The organism is Pseudobutyrivibrio sp. MD2005 (genome assembly GCF_000621865.1).
Taxonomy (GTDB): domain Bacteria; phylum Bacillota; class Clostridia; order Lachnospirales; family Lachnospiraceae; genus Pseudobutyrivibrio.
This window is the reverse complement of record NZ_KK211360.1, coordinates 51,659-75,778: the sequence shown is the minus strand read 5'-3', so window position 1 is coordinate 75,778 and position 24,120 is coordinate 51,659. Positions and strand designations below refer to the sequence as shown.

The 24,120-nt window shown below is 40.0% G+C and carries 27 protein-coding genes; all 27 read right to left on the bottom strand.

The window, feature by feature from the left end:
• Window positions 1-2: 2 nt before the first annotated feature.
• Window positions 3-698, bottom strand: a complete 696-nt coding sequence (gene pyrH / locus T498_RS0113100; RefSeq protein ID WP_028236316.1) for a UMP kinase — start codon at window positions 696-698, stop codon at window positions 3-5.
• Window positions 699-717: 19 nt separating this feature from the next.
• Window positions 718-1,503, bottom strand: a complete 786-nt coding sequence (locus tag T498_RS0113095; RefSeq protein WP_028236315.1) for a polymer-forming cytoskeletal protein — start codon at window positions 1,501-1,503, stop codon at window positions 718-720.
• A gap of 19 nt (window positions 1,504-1,522) precedes the next feature.
• Window positions 1,523-2,437 carry a polysaccharide deacetylase family protein gene (locus T498_RS0113090; RefSeq protein ID WP_242839237.1) on the bottom strand — a complete coding sequence of 305 codons (915 nt, stop codon included), beginning with the start codon at window positions 2,435-2,437 and terminating at the stop codon, window positions 1,523-1,525.
• A gap of 192 nt (window positions 2,438-2,629) precedes the next feature.
• Entirely contained in the window at window positions 2,630-3,553 is a 924-nt protein-coding gene (gene tsf / locus T498_RS0113085; protein WP_028236313.1) for a translation elongation factor Ts, read from the bottom strand.
• Between the two features lie 4 nt (window positions 3,554-3,557).
• Window positions 3,558-4,295 (bottom strand): 30S ribosomal protein S2, encoded by a 738-nt coding sequence (gene rpsB, locus T498_RS0113080; protein WP_028236312.1) that lies wholly within the window; start codon window positions 4,293-4,295, stop codon window positions 3,558-3,560.
• An 812-nt stretch (window positions 4,296-5,107) separates the two neighbouring features.
• Window positions 5,108-5,692: an endolytic transglycosylase MltG gene (locus T498_RS0113075; protein ID WP_028236311.1), complete on the bottom strand. Its 585-nt coding sequence runs from the start codon at window positions 5,690-5,692 to the stop codon at window positions 5,108-5,110.
• Window positions 5,693-6,343, bottom strand: a complete 651-nt coding sequence (locus T498_RS16385) for a DUF6115 domain-containing protein (protein WP_155951076.1) — start codon at window positions 6,341-6,343, stop codon at window positions 5,693-5,695. It abuts the gene before it with no gap.
• Window positions 6,344-6,420: 77 nt separating this feature from the next.
• Complete coding sequence (locus T498_RS0113065; RefSeq protein ID WP_028236310.1) at window positions 6,421-6,747, bottom strand: hypothetical protein; 327 nt, start codon at window positions 6,745-6,747, stop codon at window positions 6,421-6,423.
• Window positions 6,748-6,797: 50 nt separating this feature from the next.
• On the bottom strand, window positions 6,798-7,562 hold the full coding sequence (locus T498_RS0113060; protein WP_028236309.1) for a FliA/WhiG family RNA polymerase sigma factor: 765 nt from the start codon (window positions 7,560-7,562) through the stop codon (window positions 6,798-6,800).
• A gap of 32 nt (window positions 7,563-7,594) precedes the next feature.
• On the bottom strand, window positions 7,595-7,900 hold the full coding sequence (locus tag T498_RS0113055; RefSeq protein ID WP_028236308.1) for a hypothetical protein: 306 nt from the start codon (window positions 7,898-7,900) through the stop codon (window positions 7,595-7,597).
• Window positions 7,901-7,924: 24 nt separating this feature from the next.
• A complete protein-coding gene (locus T498_RS0113050) occupies window positions 7,925-8,413 on the bottom strand; it encodes a chemotaxis protein CheD (protein WP_028236307.1) in 489 nt (162 codons plus the stop codon).
• 13 nt (window positions 8,414-8,426) lie between these two features.
• A complete protein-coding gene (locus T498_RS0113045; protein ID WP_028236306.1) occupies window positions 8,427-9,041 on the bottom strand; it encodes a chemotaxis protein CheC in 615 nt (204 codons plus the stop codon).
• A gap of 12 nt (window positions 9,042-9,053) precedes the next feature.
• Complete coding sequence (locus tag T498_RS0113040) at window positions 9,054-9,521, bottom strand: chemotaxis protein CheW (RefSeq protein WP_028236305.1); 468 nt, start codon at window positions 9,519-9,521, stop codon at window positions 9,054-9,056.
• Window positions 9,522-9,535: 14 nt separating this feature from the next.
• Window positions 9,536-11,653, bottom strand: a complete 2,118-nt coding sequence (locus T498_RS0113035; RefSeq protein WP_028236304.1) for a chemotaxis protein CheA — start codon at window positions 11,651-11,653, stop codon at window positions 9,536-9,538.
• Window positions 11,654-11,658: 5 nt separating this feature from the next.
• Entirely contained in the window at window positions 11,659-12,972 is a 1,314-nt protein-coding gene (cheB, locus tag T498_RS0113030) for a chemotaxis-specific protein-glutamate methyltransferase CheB (RefSeq protein WP_028236303.1), read from the bottom strand.
• Between the two features lie 3 nt (window positions 12,973-12,975).
• Window positions 12,976-13,719, bottom strand: a complete 744-nt coding sequence (locus T498_RS0113025; RefSeq protein ID WP_028236302.1) for a flagellar brake protein — start codon at window positions 13,717-13,719, stop codon at window positions 12,976-12,978.
• Between the two features lie 2 nt (window positions 13,720-13,721).
• Window positions 13,722-14,597: a MinD/ParA family protein gene (locus tag T498_RS0113020; RefSeq protein ID WP_028236301.1), complete on the bottom strand. Its 876-nt coding sequence runs from the start codon at window positions 14,595-14,597 to the stop codon at window positions 13,722-13,724.
• On the bottom strand, window positions 14,598-15,995 hold the full coding sequence (gene flhF / locus T498_RS0113015; protein ID WP_028236300.1) for a flagellar biosynthesis protein FlhF: 1,398 nt from the start codon (window positions 15,993-15,995) through the stop codon (window positions 14,598-14,600).
• Between the two features lie 5 nt (window positions 15,996-16,000).
• On the bottom strand, window positions 16,001-18,052 hold the full coding sequence (gene flhA, locus T498_RS0113010) for a flagellar biosynthesis protein FlhA (RefSeq protein WP_028236299.1): 2,052 nt from the start codon (window positions 18,050-18,052) through the stop codon (window positions 16,001-16,003).
• A 24-nt stretch (window positions 18,053-18,076) separates the two neighbouring features.
• Entirely contained in the window at window positions 18,077-19,210 is a 1,134-nt protein-coding gene (gene flhB / locus T498_RS0113005; RefSeq protein ID WP_028236298.1) for a flagellar biosynthesis protein FlhB, read from the bottom strand.
• Window positions 19,210-19,989: a flagellar biosynthetic protein FliR gene (locus T498_RS0113000; RefSeq protein WP_028236297.1), complete on the bottom strand. Its 780-nt coding sequence runs from the start codon at window positions 19,987-19,989 to the stop codon at window positions 19,210-19,212. The genes flhB and T498_RS0113000 overlap by 1 nt, the downstream gene beginning before the upstream one ends.
• A 6-nt stretch (window positions 19,990-19,995) precedes the next feature.
• The gene (gene fliQ, locus T498_RS0112995; RefSeq protein ID WP_028236296.1) at window positions 19,996-20,265 is read right to left on the bottom strand and encodes a flagellar biosynthesis protein FliQ; all 270 of its coding nucleotides are present in this window, start codon (window positions 20,263-20,265) and stop codon (window positions 19,996-19,998) included.
• Between the two features lie 21 nt (window positions 20,266-20,286).
• On the bottom strand, window positions 20,287-21,144 hold the full coding sequence (fliP, locus tag T498_RS0112990; protein ID WP_028236295.1) for a flagellar type III secretion system pore protein FliP: 858 nt from the start codon (window positions 21,142-21,144) through the stop codon (window positions 20,287-20,289).
• A gap of 19 nt (window positions 21,145-21,163) precedes the next feature.
• The gene (locus T498_RS0112985; RefSeq protein WP_028236294.1) at window positions 21,164-21,529 is read right to left on the bottom strand and encodes a flagellar biosynthetic protein FliO; all 366 of its coding nucleotides are present in this window, start codon (window positions 21,527-21,529) and stop codon (window positions 21,164-21,166) included.
• A gap of 2 nt (window positions 21,530-21,531) precedes the next feature.
• The gene (locus T498_RS0112980; protein ID WP_028236293.1) at window positions 21,532-21,894 is read right to left on the bottom strand and encodes a response regulator; all 363 of its coding nucleotides are present in this window, start codon (window positions 21,892-21,894) and stop codon (window positions 21,532-21,534) included.
• Window positions 21,895-21,921: 27 nt separating this feature from the next.
• On the bottom strand, window positions 21,922-23,115 hold the full coding sequence (fliY, locus tag T498_RS0112975; protein WP_028236292.1) for a flagellar motor switch phosphatase FliY: 1,194 nt from the start codon (window positions 23,113-23,115) through the stop codon (window positions 21,922-21,924).
• A gap of 1 nt (window position 23,116) precedes the next feature.
• Window positions 23,117-24,097 carry a flagellar motor switch protein FliM gene (gene fliM, locus T498_RS0112970; protein ID WP_028236291.1) on the bottom strand — a complete coding sequence of 327 codons (981 nt, stop codon included), beginning with the start codon at window positions 24,095-24,097 and terminating at the stop codon, window positions 23,117-23,119.
• Window positions 24,098-24,120 lie beyond the last annotated feature (23 nt).

Here is a 24,120-nt window from a genome sequence, read left to right as displayed (position 1 = left end):
CCTTATACAGTAACTACTGTACCATTAAATTTGCCAGATATAGCTTTTACTATAGAATTCTCTTCATTAAGAGAGAATACATACATAGGTATTTTCTGCTCCATAGCAATAACAGAAGCTGTCATATCTACTACTTGAAGCTTCTTAGCGATAACTTCTTCGATACTAACTTCGTCATATCTCTTAGCGTCAGGATTCTTGCCTGGGTCGCTATCATAAACACCATCAATAGATTTAGCAAGTAAAATTACATCAGCTTCGATTTCTACTGCACGTAATACTGTTGCTGTATCTGTTGAAAAATATGGATGACCTGTTCCGCCGGCAAAGAATACAACCATGCCTCTAGCGAAGTATTTGTTTGCTCTGTCTTTTGAATAAAGCTTTGAACAGTTGCCACACTCAAATGGAGTAAGAACAGATGTCTTCATACCTGCTGTTCTGAAAATCTCAGAAACATAGATACAATTCATTACTGTAGCTAACATTCCAATCTGGTCAGCCTTTGTACGGTCGATATTCTCTGAAGAACGACCTCTCCAGAAATTGCCACCACCAATAACAACGCCAACCTGAACTCCATCATCAACAAGCTGTTTAACCTGTTTAGCCACCATCATACAAGTGCTCTCGTCAAAACCAAAACCCTTATCCCCTGATAGTGCTTCTCCACTAAGCTTAAGTAATACTCTCTTCATTCTTTAGTAATCCTTTTTATTAAATATTAAATACGCTGTTAACATCTACGTCTGCATAGCTCTGTGAGCAGAAACCTTCGATAACAGCACCATTGTTAATCTGTACTGAACGAGACTTGATATTTCCCATAACAACTGCAGATGTATCTACAACTACAGGACCATTAACATCGATATCACCCTTTACAGCACCAGCGATTACAGCTGATGTAGCTGTGATGTTACCAATGATTACTGAACCAACGCCAACCTTAGCTGTTCCAGATGTAACAACCTCTCCTTCAATCTTAGCAGCATCTGCAAAGAATTCAGAAGACTGTGAATTACCGTTAACCTTTCCAGTTACAACAAGCTTTCCGTTACAAGCTACATCACCAATGATTTCACCCTGTACCTCAACTGAACCGATAGATTCAATATTACCTGTAACCTTCATTCCAGCAGTAATTACTGCGTTCTCATCTGAAGCTGCCTGTGTTCTGCTAGCCTCAGCAACATTTCCCATAACATCCATTGTCTTTGGTGCCTCCATTTTTGTTTCTTTTTGTGTCTCAAAGAATGATTTCTTTTCTACTTTCTGCTCTACAGCAGCAGCTGCTGGTGCCTCCACCTTAGGCTCAGCAGGAGTGTCAACTTTCTTAGTAACCTGCTCTAATAAGCCATCAAGCTTATTAAGTTCTGACTCAACATCAATATCTCCGTCAAGAGTGTTAACCATAACCTCTTCAGTAGGAGTCTCTTCAACCCCAGCCATTTCATCTAAAGCGTCATTAAAATCCTCTTTAAAATCCTTAAAAAAGCCCATCATTATTCCTCCAGTTTATTTATTGAACAACATTCACATGGTGTATAACTGTTGTTTCATCCGTAATAGGTAATATCATCGCTCCTTGTGCTTGAAGCGCCTCAATAAGGCCTGGTAAGGCCTCAACTGTTGCTCCTTTATCAGAAGCATCGTGTAATAATACTACAGACGTCTTGTATTTTACCACATCCGTCATAACATTATCAATAAGCTGTTCAGATGTGTATGCCTGAGATGTAGCGTCCCCAGAAACTACATTCCAATCATAGTATTGCACGCCCTGCTCATTAAGATAATTTATGAATACTGACTTTCCAACTTTGCCAACATTTGTAGAGCTTCCGCCTGGAAATCGGTATAGTTTTGAATCAACCCCAGTATAATCCAAAATCATTTCGTGGATTTTATTATAGTCCGTGATAAACGCCTCTTCTGAACTATAAATATCCTTATAGGCATGACTATAAGAATGCATACCTATAGTGTGGCCTTCGTCAACTATGCGCTTGTACTGTTCAGCATAGTCTTCCTTACCATCACCTACCACAAAGAAAGTAGCTTTAACATTGTAATCATCCAAGATATCTAAAATCGCATCAGTGTTATCGCTAGGGCCATCATCAAAAGTCAAATAAACCTTTGGTATATCTCCCTCCTGTGCCTCATTATCGATATCCTCTACCTTGTAGACCCCGTCCAAATAGCTATCGTCTATCATTTCAACATTATCTGCAACATCTGTAGCCGTATAGATTTGCTTTGATAATGCATTAATCTGTCTCTGCAATGAGAATACTTCATAAACCAAAAATCCCATAACAGTGATAGTGATTAACATAAATGCTAAAACCGTAGTAACAATGAATTTCTTCATTCTGGCTACACGCTTACGCTTAGCTCTCTGTCTCTCAAGTCCTTCGTTTGAACCTTCCACAATATATCCTCCCCAAATACGAATTCTTATATATTTTATCACATCAGAATTACAAGATAAAGGGCAAAAAAATAAAGGGCCTACAAAATGTAGACCCTTTAGAATACTGAATAATTTACCTACGCGGGTAAGTCGCCGACATTATAATTCACCTACGCGGGTAAGTCGCCGACATTTAAGCTCTGCTCTTAATTAAAGCTGAGCAGCAACCTCAGCTGCGAAATCCTCGTTCTTCTTCTCAAGACCTTCACCAGTCTCAAAACGAACGAATCTCTTAACTGAAAGCTCTGAACCTGTTTCCTTAGAAACCTGCTCTAAGTACTTAGCAACTGACTGCTTTCCATCCTCAGCCTTAACATAAACCTGATCAAGTAAGCAGATCTCCTTAAGCTCCTTAGATACACGACCTTCGATCATGCCATTGATAACCTTCTCAGGCTTCTGTGACTCCTTAGGATCGTTCATGATCTGAGCAAGAAGGATTTCCTTCTCATGTGCGATGTAATCAGCTGATACTTCATCACGGCTAACATACTTAGGATTAAGAGCTGCAATCTGCATAGCAAGATTTGTAGCTGCTTCCTTAGCTGCATCGCTCTCTGCGCCAGCCATATCAACGATAACGCCGATACGTCCGCCACCGTGTGTGTATGATACTACGAAACCATCAGATGTAACCTTCTCAAAACGACGAAGAGAAAGCTTCTCACCGATTGTAGCAACCATTTCTACGTGTACATCATTAACTGTCTTAGATGAATCCTCTGCCCATGGCTGAGCTAATAACTCATCGATTGTCTTAACATCAGACTTAAGAATCTGGTTAGCTACCTTCTCTACGTAAGTCTGGAACTTCTCGTTCTTAGCAACGAAGTCAGTCTCTGAGTTAACCTCAAGAACAACTGCTGTATTGCCATCAACTACAACCTTGCAGATACCCTCTGCTGCGATACGAGATGCCTTCTTTTCAGCCTTAGCTGCACCATTCTTACGAAGAAGCTCGAAAGCTGCATCCATATCTCCATCGCACTCTGCGAGTGCCTTCTTACAATCCATCATACCTGCGCCAGACTGCTCGCGAAGGTCCTTTACCATTGCTGCTGTAATAGCTGCCATAATCTTATGCCTCCTGTTCTGCTTCTGCAGCTGCTGACTCCTCAGCAACCTCATTCATTTCACCCTGCTTTGCCTCGATAACAGCATCTGCCATCTTTGCAACGATAAGCTTAACTGCACGGATAGCATCATCGTTACCAGGGATTACATAATCAAGCTCATCTGGATCACAGTTTGTATCACAAACACCAACAAGTGGAATACCAAGTGCGTGTGCTTCCTGGATACAGATATGCTCCTTCTTAGGATCAATAACAAAAATAGCATCAGGAATACGCTTCATTTCCTTGATACCGCCAAGTACCTTTGTAAGCTTCTCCTGCTCTTTCTTAAGGCCTGTAACTTCCTTCTTTGGAAGAAGATCGAATGTACCATCAGCTTCCATCTTCTCGATTTCCTTAAGACGGTTGATTCTTGTCTGAACTGTCTTAAAGTTTGTGAGCATACCACCAAGCCATCTCTCGTTTACATAGAACATTCCGCAACGCTCTGCCTCTGTAGCGATAGCATCCTGAGCCTGCTTCTTTGTACCTACGAAAAGGATGTTACCACCCTGCTGTGCGATGTCAAAGATAACATCGTAAGCATCGTCTACCATACCTACAGACTTCTGAAGGTCGATAATGTGGATACCATTACGCTCTGTGTAGATGTAAGGAGCCATCTTAGGGTTCCATCTACGTGTCTGATGTCCAAAGTGAACACCTGCCTCAAGTAACTGCTTCATTGAAATAACACTCATTTTAATACCTCCTGGTTTGTTCTTCCGCGTGATTCTCCCTGACAAACACCCCGCCTACGATAGGTTAGGAACCAATGTCAGTCCTCACACGTGTATTTTCAACAGCTCTTAAAATTTACCATAAATTCCCGCAACATGCAACTATAAAATAAAACAGCCCCTCACCCACTACTCCAACATTTGCCCCGGCCCGCACACCTGACTTTGCCCCACCGGCCCCGTCGGCTGCTCTGCCTGGGTGCCAAGGTTGCATTGCAAGAATATTATGTTTTACATATATGCAAAGTCTCGCATCCTTATTAACATGTGTCTTTTGTAAGTCTGTACAATTTTGAAATAACGTTTTCAGTTGGCGGACACACTTACTAGATTAATTGTACTTCTTAGACTAAAGGGGACTTGGTTGATTTTGTAGTAAGCTTAGTAAAATAAAAGCAGTTTTTGCAATATATAGGCATGCGCTGCCACGGATGGCAGCGCAAGTGCGTAAGCGACACGACGTCGCATGGAGCACGGTGGCTATATATGCAAAAACTGCTTTGTGATTTTACTTAGCGAACGGAGTATGAAACCAAGTCCCCTTTAGTCTAAGAAGTACAGAAAAAATTCGGTGTCCGCCAGCTGTAAAACATATTTCAAAATGGTTCATTCTTCAAAAGACACATGTGTGATGCTCGCTTTTTGCATATTGTAAAACTATAATATTCGCAAAATTGCAACCTTGGCACCCAGGCAGAGCAGCCGACGGGGCCGGTGGGGCCTTATAAATTAAGTGGGCCGGGGCAATAGAAAACAGCCCTATGAGGGGCTGTTTATTCGGTAGGCGGTGTTGTGGTGCGGGCATCTTTGTTAACGAGAAGAGCTACGATGTCATCGTAGGTGCTGCCTTCTTTAATATAGAAGGTTCCCGCCTGGATGCGGTCGTCTACTTTTATGCTGTTCATGTATTTGTTGAAGGATTCAGACGAGTCGACGAGGCCTGCACGATACAGGTGGTAAGCTACTGTATCGGATGATTCGCCACCGTGAACTGAGAACGGAATGTAGGTTACGGTGGTTTCGTCAGAGTCGTCATTTGCTTCAACTTCCTTGGCTTCGTCACTCTCAAGAACTTCGGCAACTTCGCCAGTAACTTCTGATTCAGCGGCTTCATCTTCAGATTCATCCTGTGATTCGGTAGGTTCTTCGGAAGCATCGGTCTCTTCTTCAGATGTGTCGTCTTCCTCAGTATCTTCTGGCATTACCATACCAAGGGCTTCAGCCCTTGCAATGATTTCCTGTTCGGTAAGGTCTCTTTTACCTAGATTATCTTTGCCAAAGTGAAAACTGATGGCAAGAAGTAAGGTGGCAAAAAGGATTCCTACGCCTATTCCTCTAAGGTAGTATTTTAGTCTCATTTATTTGCCCTCCTGATATAATCCAAGGACAAATTTAACTTCGCCTAAACCTCGGCCAAGCTTTTTGGCAATCTCAACCTCTGTAAGACCTTCATCGTGAAGTGTGAGGATTTCCATGTTGTCGTTTTGACTGTTCTTTGGTGTCTCATCAGCAAACTTTTCTGCAAGAGCCTCTGTGAAAGAGACAGGCTCAGGAGCAGGTGCTTCAGCTAGCTTTGCTTTTTCCTCTTCGAGTTTGGCTCGTTCAGCATCTATTTCTATTTCTTTATCTCGCAGCAAATCCATTTTCTTGGCGATAGATGAATTTAAGGCTGTGAGGGTGTCCTCGATTTCGGTGAGTTGCTTTGTCATATCAAGTGTATCCTGCTGCTTTTCGTTGAGCATGGAATACATGAAGGTGATTTCCTTATGTGACTTGTCAACGGATTCAAGTACAGTGTCGGAATACTCGGAAATCTGCATGATTTTTTCATTGGTTTCCTTGTCTGTCTTTCTGTCTAGCTCTTCCATTGCTTCATCGATTGTGCCAGAAAGCTTGTCTTCCATTTCCACCTTGGCGTCTGCCATCTTGTCTTTTATTATTTCTTCGATTTGCTCCTTGGTTAGCTTTTGAAGATTCTCTCTGTCCTTTTGTGAAAGTCTTTCAGACACAAAAAAACTCCCAATACAAAAGGCTAAGCCAATGATTAGGAGCGCTATTTCTAGTACTGTCATTCTAGTCCCCCTTGTTAAACTCGCATATCGAAAGATGGTTGTGGTTTTTCTTTTACTGAACCGTCACCTTCCAACTGCTGACCTTTTTTTTCTTTAGGAGGTTTACGTTTTTTATTGCCTTCATACCCTTTACCATTGCCCTCTCTATCAAGATTGTTCTCAGCATGCTTGGCATTATAGGTGTCATTTACCTGATGTGCCTGCTGCTCTTGATGCTTCTCAACAGCGCTGGTAAGCGCTTCCTGTTGAAGCATGGGCTTTTGGTCTTCATTAGCCTTTGTATGGCTAATTTCATTGGTATTTTGAATCATCCCGTTAAAATTAATTGGACTAATTGACATAACATTCCCTCCCTAATGGAATACCATACAATTAAAATATTACCAAATCTTTATTGAGTTAGAATTCCCATATATTCACCAAGTGATCCTCTCATCTTTTGTAGTGCTTTGGTGTGAAGCTGAGATACTCGTGACTCTGATACTTCCAGCGCTGCACTTATTTCTTTAAGTGTCATATCTTCATAGTAGTATAAAAGGACAACTTGTTTTTCTTTTTCTGTAAGTTGATCTAATGCATCTTTTAGTTTTGCAGAAAGCTCCTGCTTAGAAATATTATCCTCTGGCTGAATGAAATGTGAATTGTTTTCAGCCTCCATAACAGGCTCATTTCCTGCTTCTACGAACTCGTTTAATGATACAACATTTGTAACATTAAGCTGCGATTGCCATTTTAAAAATTCATCAGAAGAAATGTTTAACTCAGATGCGATTTCCTCGTCAGAGGCACTGTGCCCGGTGCGAGCTTCCACTGTTTTGATGGCATCATCAATCATCCTCTGTCTCTGTCTAATAGTACGAGGAATCCAGTCCATCTTTCTAATCTGGTCTAAAATAGAGCCTCTGATACGTAGACTTGCATAAGTTTCGAATTTAACATCCTTTGCTAAATCAAACTTGTCTATCGCATCAATAAGACCAAAAATTCCATAGCTGCATAAATCTTCGTACTCAACTGTGTTACCAAGATACATACAAAGACGTCCAGCAACTATCTTTACAAGTGGCGCATATTCAAGAATTAATTGTTCTCTAAGCTCAGGAGAAGGATTAACCTTATACTTGTCCCAAAGCTTTTCTCTGTCACCTGCCTTCATTTATGCCCCCTTAAAGTAGTAATCAGATATATTTAGCCTTCCTCTGATTCTTCTGAATATTCATCGGCTGTAGTCACATTTTCCTGCGACTCTTCCAAGCCTTGTCCTTCTGGAACAACTGAATCCATTTCCTCATCAAGAGGAACAGCTGGTTCCAGAGTTTTAAAAGAATAATCTAATATCATTTTGATGATGGTTCCCATCACCAAAAAAATCAATACTACAACAAGTAAGCGGCTGACAAATACAGAAAACTCTACCCTCTGAATAATTGATACGACGCATGATAACAGTGCTGCCGATAATGTAATTATTACAGGTACGGGTTTAGTATTCATGCTTTTTGACCTCTTACATACATTTTAAATAATCTTGAGCGGTTTGCCAACTGATTTTATATAGTATTCACCAGTTTCACTATATATTTCTACAGTACGACCATAATTAAGACCACAATCCTCTGAAACCAGCCTTACCCCAAGCTGTTTCAATTTTGCTCGAGAAGCCTCCGCATTTCTTTGGCCTACATTTATACCTGCAGCCGAAGCGCCAGGCATCTCGAACATTTTAGCTCCACCGGCAATCTTAGCAACAAGACGTGTCTTGCTTGCTCCAGCTTTAATCATATCATCATAAAGCTTTTGAATGCCGGTATCTGCAAACTTTGCAATATTAGAATTGTTTCTGATAGCTGTACTATCAGGTAGCATTATATGAGCCAATCCCGTGATTTTGGTACCTGGATCATATAGTGCAATTCCAATACACGAGCCCAACCCAATGGTGGTCAAGTTGTCAGGAGCCTTGCATATCTTTATATCGGCCATACCAACTTTAATCATCTGCCCCATAAATCCACACTCCTTAAATTGGTACACCAAGCGCCGTTAATATCTTCGCATATGAATCTTCTTCTGGCATAAGAATAAAGTGTCCACTAATTCCTAAATCATCAGAAAACTCTGTATTAATCATCAACGCATTGTCACCAAAAATTCCAAACTGTACAGCTGGAACTGAAAGGATTGCAGCTGCCATATCAACAGCTACAAAAGGAACAGATGGGACAATCGTAAGATTTGTAAGTCCAGATAAAGCGGACAGATAAGAGCCAGCAATAATATTACCAACTTCTTTTATGGCCGATAAATCCATCTCGTCAAATGGTTCGCTATAGCTGTCATCACGCATCATAAGCTTATTTACAATATGATGTGCACTAGCCATGTCCATCAAAAACATCATGGAACCATCTATATCCTCTTCTACCCCCAGAAGAATACCAACAATGATTTCATCTTCTGCGCCGATAGCAGAGCCTAATTCCTCAACCGGTAAAAAGGCGACCTCAGGAACGCTCATATCAATCCTAAGGCCAAGCATATTGGCGATGGCAGTTGTTGCATTGCCAGCGCCAATATTACCTATTTCCTTGAGAACATCAAAATATTTAGAGTTAACCTCGTCAAGTGTGAGCATAAAAACCTCCCTTTAAGAAGCGTCGTTCTCTCCGATAATCGAGCCAATCTCAAAGATAGAAATAAGCTCATCACCATTTTTTCCTACACCACAGATAAATGAATTTTTGCTCTTAAGTGTAGATGAAGGTGCCTCAATATCATCCTCTGATAATGACAATACTTCTTTTACTTCATCAACAATAACTCCCATCAATCCGCCACCATCAAGCTTAAGAATGATGATACGTGATGCATCTGTAAACTCATCATCATCAAGATTCATTCTTCTACGAAGACTCATTACAGGAACAACCTCACCACGAAGGTTGATAACTCCTCGATAATATGAAGGAGCCTTAGGCACGCGAGTAATCTTACTCATACGAACAATGTTATCAATATAGGAAATGTCGATACCATAATGTTCGCCACCTATCTTTACTACAATGTATTGCACCTTAACTTTTTCAACTACATCATACATAGCTAAATCTGACATGGTCTCACCTCCTATTAAATAACAGCATTGACATCAAGAATCATAGCGATTTCGCCATCACCAAGGATTGTAGCGCCGCTGATGAGCTTGTTATTGTCAAGCTTTCCAAGTGACTTAATAACGATTTCAAGCTGACCAATAAGGTTATCTACAATGATACCACCAAGTGTATCACCCTTCTTACAGATAACTACTGTCATAGTGTCTTCTGTACTTTCCTTTGGCTCGAAATCAAGAATCTTGTCAAGATGAATAAGAGGAATAACCTGTCCTCTAAGGTGGATAACCTCTTTTGACTCAACGTACTTAATCTCAGACACTGGAATATTTTCAATGTTCATAATTGATGCAAGAGCGATAGCATATTTCTCGTCTCTAATCTCAACCATAAGTGCCTGAATGATAGCAAGTGTAAGTGGAAGTCTAACTGTGAAGGTTGAACCTTCGCCCATTGTAGACTTAACAGTTACATCACCACCGAGAGCTTCGATGTTACTCTTAACAACGTCAAGACCTACGCCTCGACCAGAAATATCTGTAATCTGCTTTGCCATAGAGAATGATGGCATAAATAAGAAGTCGATAATTTCCTTCTGAGAAAGATTTTCTGCTTCTTCAGGAGTAACAAGACCTCTTTCAACAGCCTTATCTCTAACCTTGTCAGTGTTTATACCGCCACCATCATCACCAACTTCGATAATAACGTTATTGCCCTCCTGGAAAGCGTTAAGGAAAATAGTACCCTTTTCTGGCTTGCCAGCTGCACGTCTGTCTTCAGGTGACTCAATACCGTGGTCGGCTGAGTTACGAAGCAAATGCTGAAGTGGATCACCAAGCTGATCAACAACAGTTCTATCAAGCTCTGTATCCTCACCAGTCATAACAAGTTCCATTGGCTTATTAAGCTTTCTGTCAAGATCACGAATCATTCGTGGGAACTTAGCTACTACTGATTCAATTGGAACCATTCGAACCTTCATAACTGATTCATGAAGGTTTGTTGTGATTCTCTCAAGGTATTCAATATTCTCATGTAATGTCTGTCCATCAATTTCACCAGATGCACTACTCTGAGATGCAAGTGAGTTCTTTGCAATAATAAGCTCGGATACCTGATTCATTAAAGCATCAAGCTTTTCAATATCTACACGAATTGTACGAGATGTAACAGGTTTGTTAGCAGGCTGATTCTTGCCGCCTGAAGATTTAGCTGCAGGTGCTGCCGGCTTAGCAGCTGGTGCAGGTGCTGGTGCTGCTGGAGCTGGAGCTGCAGGTGCTGCTGCCTCTGCTGGTGCAGGTGCTGGCTCTGGCTCTGGCTCTGCTTCTTTCTTCTCGTAAATATCAGGTGTAACGATTTCATATTCAACAGATTCAATCTCAGAAACAGCCTTAACTGATTCTAGAATTGGATCTACCTCTGATTCAGTTGATAAAATAAATGAAAAGTCAAAATCGAATTTCTCGTCTTCGATGTCAGAAGAACTTGGATCAAATGCCATAATCTGACCAAACTCTTCTACAGCTTTAAATACAAGGAAAGCTCTCGCTGCCTTAAGCAAGCACTCCTTGTTGATGTGAATTGTAAAGCCATAAAGCTGTTTTTCGCCCTTTAATTTTTCAATTAATTCAGGCTCAAGCTTCATCTTCTTAAACAAAGGTCCGTCAGCTGAGTCATCAGCTGCAGGAGCACCTTCAGCAGGCGCAGCATCAGCCGCAGGAGCACCCTCAGCAGGTGCTTCTCCACCTTCAGCCTGTGTAAGATAATCATTCAAAAGCTTAATTAAAGCTTCGTTTTCTTCAGTACCTTCGTTAGAAGTAGCTTTTACAGTGTCAAGATATGCCTCAATCGCATCAAGGCACTTAAAAAGAATATCAATAAGTGAAGAATTGACCTTAACATTGTCATTTCTTACTTCTTGGAATACGTTTTCCATATCATGGGTAAGATGCTGCATTCGCTTGAATCCCATTGTACCAGCCATACCCTTTAGAGAGTGAGCTGAACGGAAGATTTCATTAACAACATCTTTGTTATCTGGCTCTTTTTCAAGCTCCATAATGTTGTCTGAAAGACTTTGAATATGACCACTTGTCTCGTCGATAAAGATATCCAAATATTGACTTACATCCATACTTACTAACCTCCAAGTTTCTTTACTATTGAATTAGCTACTGATTTAAGTGGAACTACCTCATTTGAGAGACCCCCTTGTTCCACAGCCTTCGGCATTCCATAAACTACACATGTGGATGCTTCTTGCGATATAACGTAAGTCTTTTTATATTGATTCAAGTATCTAATACCTTCTGAACCATCTGCGCCCATGCCTGTAAGCACTACACAAATAATTTCATCAAAGCTTGATTTAGCAAGTGACTGATACATAACATCTGCACAAGGTTTCAAGCTGTTTACAGGTGGACTGTCATCTAATTGACAGTAGGCTGCACGACTTCCGTCTTCGCAGATTTTCATGTGCTTACCACCTGGTGTGACGTAAACTACGCCAGGTAAAAAGTATTCTCCATCTTCAGCCTCCTTAACCTTGATACTTGAAATCTGGTTAAGACGAGCAGCTAGAGAAGCTGTAAAGCCCTCCGGCATATGCTGAACCAATACTAGCGGTACAGAAAGGTTGGCTGGTAACATAGGCACAAACTCATGTAATGCCTGTGGACCTCCTGTGGAGCAAGCAAGTGCAATAAACTTTTTTGTCCTTACTCCTGAGCCTTTCGGAGCAGATGGTTTGTCTGATGATGTTTTCATCAGCGCTTCAGGTTTAATCTCTTTTCTAGGTTCTGTTCTAGATTCTGTTCTAGGTTCTGTTCTAGATTCTGTTCTAGGTTCCGGTCTTGACTCAACCTTTCGCTCAGATGTTGGAGAAGAATTGGTTTGCGCATTACCTATTCTTTGTTTCACATCTGCCATCCTACTACTAATCCCAGCCATACGTTCCGAAGTGGTTCTAGCTGTAGGAGCTGTTGCTGCGTTACCACCTATTGGCCTAGGCGTAACTCCAGCTTGCGCTCTTGGTGCGACTTGTTTGAAAGCTCTTGATTTAATAACGCTATGAAGAGATTCTAAAAGCTGTTTTCCGAATATGTCCCTAGTCTCGCCACTAGAGCGAATAGGTTTGACAACGAAATCCAAAGCGCCTAAATCCATGGCTTTCATTGTACTGTCGGCATCTTCCTTAAGTGATGAACTAATTAGCACTGCATTATAAATTGCTCTCTCATTGTGCAATCTATCTAACAATTCTAAACCAGTTAGTTTAGGAAGGACCATATCAAGTACTATCAAATCATATGGATTTTTCTTTATTTTGTTGTAAGCATCTTCGCCGTCTGCACTGACGTCTATTACACGAAAATCACTATCTGCGTTAATAATATCACAGATAATCCTTCTCATGAGTGCAGAGTCATCAACAACTAAAATCTTATACATTCTTTACCCCTGATCTTTTTTCCTTAAACGTCGGTCCTCGTCAAAAATGTATTTAATAATCGTCTCTCTATCTTCTGGTTCCTTGAAAAGAAATTCTATACGATGCTCGTATATATTGTATTCATGTTTATACTCAGATTTAATTCTTCTGGCTATAACATTGATTGTCTGGTTAATCGCCTTGGATTTAAGTCTAAATGATACATACATATATCTATCTGTTTCAACATTTTCTTTGGCGCTAAATTTTGCTCCGCCTCCGCTAATATCTAAAATATTACCTTCAACCGCTCTTCCATATGTGTTGCCATATTTTTCCAAATCATCCTCAACCAAAACCATGTTTGGCAAAATCGCAACCTCACGTGGAACAGGTAAAACTTTTATAGGAATGAAGCATTCAAATCGAAAATAGTCTCGTCTTTGAACTTTTTGAAGCTTGCTATCCGGAACAAATACATATACCGGGAAGTTTTCCAATCTTCCACGCTTTGTAATCTCTCCAGATAATTGAAACATTCCTTGTTTCGTATTAAAGACCGCATAAAATGGGACATTCATAGGGATTGTAACTGTATGACCTTTACGAGTAGGAATATGGAATATTATTTCTTCTTTCTTTGTAACACCAAAAACACTGGAAATATAAATACTCCTGTCTTCCTCTATGTTGTTTTCTACGTCTGAATTTGTGCTGGCAAATGAAAACTCTATTGGAGTGCCAGGTCTGAGATCATATATTTCCATAACTAAGCCCTATCTCTAAGCAATGCGCTAAAAATTTGAGAAACTCCCCATTTAAAATGTGTATCTTTATCCTTTTTCAGAATCTTGGCTGCTATGCTCTCAAAACATTTTGCAGCCTTCGAAGAAGGATATTCCAAGGATACCACCCTTTGATTTCTAACAGCTTTTTCAAGCTGAACATCGTAGGATACATATCCCAAATAATCTAAATCACCACCCAAAAACTTTTGTACGACTGAAGACATTTTGGCAAACACAGCATTGCCCTCTGCTTCATTCATAACTTTGTTTGCAACCAAATGAACATTAGTGCCGTTTTCTAAATACTTTGGACTCTTATACATCGCCTTCATCAATGAATAAGAATCGGTAAGTGAGCTTGGCTCTGGTGTTGAAACCAGAATAACCTCCGGAGAGGCCAAAACAAACTCAAGGACCTGGTCAGAAACACCAGCCCCTGTATCTATAATTAGGATATCACATAAATCATTTAAAAGTGATAGATTGTGGACTAAAAACGCAATTTGTTCACGATTAAGATTATTTAATCCAACCACACCAGAACCTCCAGAGATAAACCCAATTCCCATAGGCCCTGTTGTAATGATATCTCTGATACTCATACCATTAAAAATCACATCAGAAAGATTGTGTTTTGGAAGGGTGCCAAACATAACCTCTACATTGGCAAGTCCAAAATCAGCATCTAAAATAATTACTTTCTTGCCCATATTGGTAAAATTAACAGCCAGGTTAACTGCCATGTTAGACTTACCAACACCACCCTTACCTGATGTAATCGTGATAACCTTAGTTTTTTCAACAGTTCTAATGTTTTTTGCCTTTATGACATTTCTAAGATTCTCAGCTTGATCCATTTAGTTTCCTCCCAATAACTGTTTAACCAGCTTCTGGGTGTTAAGTATTTCTATATCATCAGGAACATTTTGTCCTACAGTAATGTAGGATAACGAAGCACCGGTATGACGCTTCAAATTAAAGATATTTCCAAGGCAGTTTGTTTCATCAAGCTTGGTAAATATCAAATTGAAATCAGCGAATTCCATGTAAGAATTGGCAATATCAATTAAATCTTTATGTTTTGTGGTTGCTGATAAAACAAGATATACCTCGCTATCATAAAAACCATCGAGAGCATTTATAAGATTTTTGGTATCCTGTCGCTGCTCTTCATTTTTATGAGAAAAACCAATTGTATCAACAAGAATTACATCTAATTCGCTGTTCTCTCTAACCTGCTTTTTTACAGTATCAAGCAATTCTTCGTGAGAATAAATTACATTTAGAGGAACTCCTAAAATATTAGCGTAAGTCTGAAGCTGATTAGCCGCAGCCATACGATAGGTATCTGCTGTGATTAATCCTACCTTTTTGCCCTCTTCAACCTTAAACTTTGAAGCAATTTTAGCAATAGTTGTAGTCTTGCCAACACCTGTTGGGCCTACAAAGAATACTACCTTTGGACGACGGTCTGAAATGGTGATTTTAGTAGGTGTGCCAAGCTTCAACACCATCTTCTGGTAAACATTAGAAAGAAGGTTGTCAAGTGAATGGCTTGTTTTAAGGACTTTATCCATATCCTCTAACACCTGATTAATGTATTTTTCCTGGACCTCATTTTCCAAAAGCACATTATAAAGCATCTTAACAAAGACGTGATTGTCACCGTCAATAGATGGTTTATGATTTGTACCCTTAATATGAATATCGTCATCTGCAGGCGTATCCATAACCTTTTTAGCTGGCTCTCTAGTGACTGGTGCTACAGGTGTCCCAGCAGGTCTTGAGTATGTAGGTTCAAAAACATTAGCATGAACCACTTTGTCTGCCAATGGTTCAAAAGGCTTTTGAGCTTCCTTTTCTTCAGCCTTTATTTCAGGTTGTTCAAACTCTTTCTTTTCAGCCTGTACAGGCTTTGGAGGCTCCTTTGTCTCGCTAGATATCCCCTGCTTTTCAAGGACTTCGTTTACTGCCGAAAAAGCATTCTTTAAAGTGATTGCCTCATCATCTGCTACCGCCTCAAAAGAGCTTGTTTTGTTTTCATTATTTGGCGTTGCAGGGTTCTTGGCATCCTTAGAAAAGCCATCATCCTCAACAGCCGCTGTAACCTCGTAGGTACTCTTTTTAAAGATTCCGCCAAGCCCCTTTGGCTTAACCACCTTTACATTCATGATGATAGCAGCATTTCCAAGTTCCTTGCGAACCTTGTCCATTGCCTCGTCTTCTGTTTTTCCTGTGTACTTATTAATTGTCATTTATTCTACCCCGTTACCATGCCTACTGAAGAAAGCTCTACATTTGAGTCAATTTCGTTGTAAGAAACTACGATAAGGTCCTTTACATAATCTTGTGTCATACTCTTGAAATACATTCGAACTATTGGAGATGTAACAACAATAGGTGTTTTGCCCATCTCTTCCAGTTTCTTAATCTCTTCCTCAAGGGAAGCAATGATAGCATTTATTCGTTCAGGATCAAGGGTAAGGTATGCTCCCTGTTCCGTCTGCTTAATAGATGCCATGATATCCTGTTCCACCTTCGGGTCAACAGTGATTACCTGGGTCACCTCATTAGGTGCGAAGTACCTGCCGGAGATTGCACGTTTCAATCCCTGACGGACATATTCTGTCAAAACATCAGTATCATGGGTTGTGGTAGCATGGTCTGCTAAAACTTCAAAGATTGAAAGCAAATCTCTGATAGATACACCTTCTGAAAGCAAATTCTGAAGTACTTTCTGAACATCCCCAAGTCCAAGTAGCTTTGGTACCAACTCATCCACAATAACTGGATTTGTCTCTTTAAGATTATCAATAAGATTCTGCACATCCTGTCTGGTAAGAAGCTCTGCAATGTGGCTTCTGATTATTTCAGTAAGATGTGTTGCAATGATTGAAGGTGGATCAACAACTGTATAGCCAAGTGATTCCGCCCTCTCTCTTTGGCTTTCTGTAATCCATAAAGCTGGAAGATGGAAGGATGGTTCAAAGGTAGGAATACCTGTTATTTCTTCCTCAACGTAGCCTGGATTCATAGCCATGTAATGATCAAAAAGGATTTCTCCTTCTGTAACCTGAATTCCTTTGATTTTGATAATGTACTGATTAGGATTCAGCTGGATGTTATCACGCAGTCGTATAATCGGTACCACAGTACCAAGTTCTAACGCTATCTGACGCCTTATCATAACCACTCGATCCAGCAAATCGCCGCCCTGATTTACATCCGCCAGAGGAATAATTCCGTATCCAAATTCGAGCTCTATTGGATCAACCTGTAGAAGGGATACAACATTTTCCGGCTTCCTGATTTCTTCTGCTTCTGTCTCCTCTGCCGCAACCTCCTGCTCAATTTCATCTTCACCGATTGCTTTTGACATTGAGTAGCCGGATACGATAAATGCTGCACCAAAAGCTACAAAAAGCACCCAGTTAAGAGGTGTTGCAATTCCAAGGAATGCCATGGCACCGCCAACGATATAAAGAACCTTTGGTATACCAAAAAGCTGACGTACAAGTGTACCAGAAAAATCAGCTGCTTTAGAGCCCTTTGTTACAAGAATACCAGTTGAAAGTGAAATCAAAAGAGATGGAATCTGAGATACAAGTCCATCACCAATTGTAAGGATGCCGAACTGTTGGATAGCCTCTGCAGCAGGTAAGCCTTGGTTCATCATACCCATTACGGTTCCACCGGCAAGGTTGATTGCAGTGATGATTAGACCGGCTGTCGCATCTCCTTTTACGTACTTAGTAGCACCGTCCATAGCTCCGAAGAATGCTGATTCTTCCTGAATCTTATCTCTTCGTCTTTTGGCTTCTGCATCATCTATGGCACCGGTATTAAGATCGGCATCAATAGCCATCTGTTTACCAGGCATAGCATCCAATGTGAATCGTGCTGATACTTCAGCTACACGCTCAGAACCTTTATTGATTACCATAAACTGAATGATAATCAGAATAAGGAAAATGATTGCACCAATAACAAGATTATTTCCACCAACGAAACTACCGAATGTGCTGACAACGTTTCCTGGGTCTCCAGTAGAAAGAATAAGTCTTGTTGATGATACGTTCAGTGAAATTCTAAAAATGGTTGTAAACAAAAGTAATGTCGGGAAGAATGACATATCCAAAACTTCCTGAACAAACAATACGTTCATCATAATAATGAGTGCTATTGAAATATTAAACGCAATCATTATATCCAATATAAAATTAGGAATTGGGACTACAAAGAATGTAACTGCAGCAAGCAAGTACAACGCAATACCAACATCCGCTTTTTTTACAGAAGCAGTTAAATCCATAAGTCATCCCCCTTTCCGTAAAATTTAGACTACCGCTTTATTTCTTTCGGTATAGACTACTGCCAGGATTTCAGCAACTGCCTGATACAACTCAGGCGGAATTGCTTCATCTATCTCAACTGTAGCATATAATGCTCTGGACAAAGGCTTGTTTTCAACTATAGGGACATTGTTTTCTTTTGCAACATCCTTGATTTTTTTAGCCAGATAATCTTCACCTTTTGCGATAACGCGAGGCGCATCGTCTTTTGTATTATCATATAGTATAGCCACAGAGATGTGTGTAGGGTTTGTAATAACTACATCAGCCTGAGGCACATTTTTCATCATTCGACGCTGGGAGCTTTCCATCATTCTTCGTCTCTGTTGACCTTTAATCTGTGGATCTCCTTCAGTGTTCTTGTACTCGTCCTTAACCTCTTGTTTGGTCATCTTCATATCGTCTCTGAACTTCCATCTTTGGTAGGCGTAATCGATAAATCCAAGGACAATGTACACTATGCTAATCTTAAGACCTGTATCAACAATTATCCTGAAAATAAGGCTAAGAGCCTGTCTTAAACTAACATCATATAGAATAAATAAATTATTCGCCTGATCTTTAATACTAGTATACGCTATATAGCAAATTAAAAAAATCTTTGCTATAGCAAGAGCTAAATTTACTAGTGACTGCTTTGAAAAAATTCTTTTAAAACCACTAATTGGATTAAACTTAGAAAGCTTAGGCTCCAAAGGCTTCAAAGTAGGTTTCCAACCTACCTGTATAAGATTTCCCACAAAGGAAACCATAAAACCAATTGCAAAAAAGGGCAAAAGTATAATTAACGCTTTAACTAAAACATCTTTAAAAATAATATGAAAAGCCTGAATTGTAAGGCCTCCATTCATAGTGGCTACATCTGGAATTATAGCATATATCCACGCAAATATTTCCTCCAGACGGATGCCAGCAAAGGATGTAAACACCCTTAGACAGAAGAAAAATCCAAGTAAAGAAACACCATTAACAATCTCTTTACTTTTGGCAACCTTACCTTCCTTTCTGGCATCAGAAAGCTTTTTACTGGTAGGTTCCTCTGTCTTTTCTCCGCCCTCTCCATCAGGAGCAAAGAACTGCAGATTATATGGAATTAACAATGGATATTTTTCATACATCAATATAGCCCCTGTAAGTAAAGTGACATCATCAGCTTCATTTCCTTGAAGATAAATGCTGCTATGTCAGGAAGTAGGAACACTGTCAAAAATAAAATAACAAATCCTACTATGATTTTAAGCTGCGCACCAACAGAGAACATATGAATCTGAGGTGCAACTTTTACCATAATACCCAGGATTGCATTTAAAAGCATAATAACAGCAAACACAGGTAGAATGATTCTAAAACCAATAACAAAAATATCTGTAATAAACTTTATTGTCGATGATAATAACGAATCCCATTTAAAGATTGTGCCGCCTATTGGTATCAACTTATAAGCATCACAGAAAGTCTGAAAAATGTATCTGTGCATTCCCGATAGAATCAGCAAAATCATAATAAAGTTGTTGTACAAGGTACCTGTAACTGAAGTCTCTGTTCTGAGGGCTGGATCATATTCCTGCGCCATTGATAAACCAATGTTCATATCAATCATATGACCTGCCAAAAGAACGATAAAGTTACAGCAAAATGTAGAAAATCCTATTATCAATCCTGTAACTGCTTCTCTAACAACTAAAAAAGCATATCCTGTTACTGTAGAATAATCCAGCGCGCTAAAATCAACCACAAAGTATAACAGCAGGGCTACTATTGCAGAAAACCCAATTTTCACCCTTGCAGGTGTATTACTCGTGTTGAAAAACGGCGCCACTACTACAAACATGGATATGCGGGTAAGGAGAAGCAAAAAATATTCAAAATTTCGTAGTGTGAAATCAATACTAAACATCTATTTCTAGCCTAAGTATATACTGAAATTTGCCCATAGTTCTGTGATGTATTCAGTAAGAACTGTAAGCATCCAAGGTCCAAAAAACATAAGCGCTGAAAATACGCCTATAATCTTTGGAATAAAAGTAAGAGTCTGCTCTTGAATAGATGTGACTGTCTGAAAAATACTAATAATTAGACCAATGATAAGCGATACCAATAAAAGTGGTAAAGATGTAATCAAAAGAATATAGATACTATTTCTTATGATATCTAAAACCTGTCCTTCAGTCATAACCTATCCTCTCCTTGTGTACTAGTAAAAAGTCTTTACTAACCCGCCAATAACTAAATTCCATCCATCAACAAGGATGAACAGAAGAATCTTAAATGGTAAAGATATAGTAGTAGGCGGTAACATCATCATACCCATTGACATAAGTACCGATGCAACAACCATATCGATTACGATAAATGGTACGTAAATCAAAAAACCGATGATAAAGGCTGTTCTAAGCTCTGATAAAATAAAAGCTGGAACAATAACCGTAAATGGTACCGAATCATAATCATTTGCTTCATAAGTGATGCCAGATATATCGCAGAAAAGATCTAAATCCTTTGTCTGAGTCTGGCCATACATAAACTCGCGGACAGGAGCAATTGCATTATCAATAGCTTCTTCCTGAGTAATCTCCCCCGCATCAAATGGATCAATAGCCTCCGTTTTGATGGTAGTAAAAACCGGCGACATAATGAATAATGTTAAAAACAACGCCAACCCAATCAAAATTTGATTTGGAGGCGCTGTATTGGTTCCAATAGCAGCGCGTGTGAAATGCAGCACAATGACGCATCTGGTAAAGGATGTTAGCATTATCAGAATCGATGGCGACAAAGTGATAATTGTGAGAACCAGCAACATTCTTAAAGTTGCAGAGAAATTACCATCCTCTCCATCGAATGTCACAGTGAAACCATCCCTATTACCAACGACTTCATCAGAACCGTTTGGCGCATTTTCAGTGGCTCCATAAGTCTCGTTGCCTGCCCCATATTCTGTACTATATTCAGTTGCATATACAGTGGTAGAACCAACAAAAAGCGATACTGCTATTACAGTGATTGAAAAAATCAAGCTAAAAATAACATACGCCTTCTTCAACTTATTCATAACATTCTTGTCCGTATTATTATTTTTCTTTCTTTGAAAGCTTTTCCAATATGGATTTAAAATCCATCTGAGGCTGCATTAAGGAATCAGCCTGTTCAATCTCTTTAAGCTGGGATGAGGATAATTCGCCAAGCTTAGTAATTTCATCTTTACCTACACCTATGACGAAGTATTTATCCTCACCAGCTCGAATAATTTGAATATATTTATTATTTGCAAGCCTAATAGCTTCAATAACCTCAAGGTTTCTATTAAGGCCCTGCATCTTTTGGTAACCTGCTATCCACTTTGTAACAAACGCAGTGAGGGCAAGTACGCCAATAAATACAAATATCGCAAATAATAGTTGGAAAAGACTCTCTCCCGCTGCCGAAAGAGTAAGCATGCCTAACCTATAACCTTCTTAACGGCCTCGAGAACACGCTCTGCCTGGAAAGGCTTAACAATAAAATCTTTTGCGCCTGATTGAATGGCTTCGATAACCATTGCCTGCTGACCCATAGCAGAACACATAATTACACATGCATTAGGATCTTTTTCCTTGATTGCCTTAAGGGCGCCAATACCATCCATCTCAGGCATTGTGATATCAAGAAGAACAAGATCTGGAGAAAGCTCTGAATACTTATCAACAGCAATCTTGCCGTTCTCAGCCTCTCCGACTACATTGTAGCCATTCTTTGTGAGAATGTCCTTAATCATCATTCTCATGAAAGCAGCGTCATCACAGATTAAAATGTTTTTTGCCATGTCTTCATCTCCTTAAAAATATATTGTTTATTCTTTGATGATTTCTGTAATTCGTACACCAAAAGACTCTTCGATTACTACTACTTCGCCTTTTGCCACGTACTTGCCATTAACAAGTACATCTATTGGTTCACCGGCTATTTTATTTAGCTCGATGATGGTACCTGGAGCAAAATCCAAAATGTCTTGGATTGTTTTGTTGGTACGACCTAATTCTACTGTAACCTCGAGAGGTACGTCAAGAATCAAGTCTATGTTCTCCTGTGCGAACTGAGCCGCGAAGCCTGGTCCAAACGGTGAGAACTGTGCCGGTTGTACATTCACCTGTTGCTGAGGCGGATACATGTACTGAGGCATCATCATTGGCTGACCCTGTGGCATCTGTCCTGCCATCATATTCGGGTCCATTGCTGGCTGTGCTGGTGGCGGAGCTGCCGCTTGTGGCGCCGCCTGTGGAGCTGGTGCTGGTTCAGATGCTGGTGCTGCCGAATCAAAGGCTCCATCATCAACAGTCGAGTTGGAATCCGATTCCATATTATTAAGTACGGAACCACACATCTCCTTAGCCAACGTGATTGGATACAACTGCATCATTTCACTGTCTACAAGTGTTCCAATCTGCATCTTAAAGGCAATTCTTACGAAGTTGCTCTTTAGGAATTCATCAATTTCACCAGCATCTATAGTAGCCAAATCTGTAAGTGTGGCTGTAGGTGGTGAAATATCGACCATTTTGTTAAGCATTGATGATAGGGATGTCGCCGAAGCACCCATCATCTGGTTCATAGCCTCTGAAATAGCTGATAGATGTAAATCTGAGATTTCGCCTTCAATATTGGTTCCATCTCCACCCATCATCAGGTCTGTAATAACCTTTACATCGTCTTCCTTTAAGACCAGGATATTACTACCATCAAGGCCCTTTGTGTAGCCAATTCTAACTACTACACAAGAATTATCATAATTGGCCGCCAGCTCGTCCCAATTGGTCTCACTAACAACCGGAGTTGAAATCTCTACTTTTTGGTTTACAAGAGAGAATAACGTGGTGGCCGCGGAACCCATACTAATGTTGGCAACCTCACCAATTGTGTCTATCTCCTGTTCCGAAAGTTCTCCTCCGCCGCCCCCTCCAGATGAAGGTTCACCTGCTGGCGCGTCGGGAATGCCCCCACTAAGTAGTGCATTTATCTCATCCTGTGATAATACACCGTCGCCCATTCTACTGCTCCTCCCTTATGATTTGTGTCACTCTAACTGCGTAGTCCTTACCTGATGCTCCCGGAAGGGCTTGAAATTTCTTTATGTCTCCCACGAAAACATCTAGCTCTTGATCAACCTTTGTGTTAAGTCTAACCACATCTCCTACCTGTAGCTGTGAAAAATCTGCAACTGTAATAGTACTGTTTCCTAAAACCGCTGTAACTGGAATCTTAGCGTGACTAATAAGTGCTTCCACAGTGTCGGAATAACTTTCTCCTGCCTTCTCCTTTTGACTACTATACCAGAACTTTGTGTTTAATTTGTCCATGACTGGCTCTAAAGTAATAAAAGGTAGACAAATATTCATGAGTCCTTCTACATCACCAATTTTTATATTGACTGTAACAATAGCAATCATTTCTGAAGGTGATATAATCTGTGCGAACTGAGAATTAGTCTCAATTCTTTCAAGTCTAGGATGAACATCTAAAACGTTCTCCCAAGGCTCTCTTAAAAGCTCTACACAGGAATTCATGACTCTTTCTATAAGCAAAAGCTCAATTTCTGAAAAATCTCTAATCTTGTCCAGAGGTTCGCCCTCTCCGCCTAGCATTCTATCTACCATGGCAAAGCCAAGATTAGATGCCATTTCAACTATTATGTTGCCCTCAAGAGGTGCAAAATCTACAACTCCTAGCAATACCGGATTTGATAGAGAATTTGAAAACTCCATGTAGGTAACTGCTTCGGAGTTCATTACCTCAACCTGAATGTTCTTACGTAAAAAGATTGGTAAGTTGGTTGAAAGTAATCGACCGTAATGTTCAAATATAATCTCCATGGTTCGAAGGTGTTCCTTCGAAAACTTGGATGGTCTGGCAAAATCATAGTTCTTTACGGGCTTCTCTTTGTTGTTTTTAATCTCTTCCGCGTCTAATTCACCGCTAGTTAACGCATTTAAGAGGTTATCTATTTCGTTTTGTGAAAGAACGTCACCCAATGTTTTCTCACCACCATTCGTCC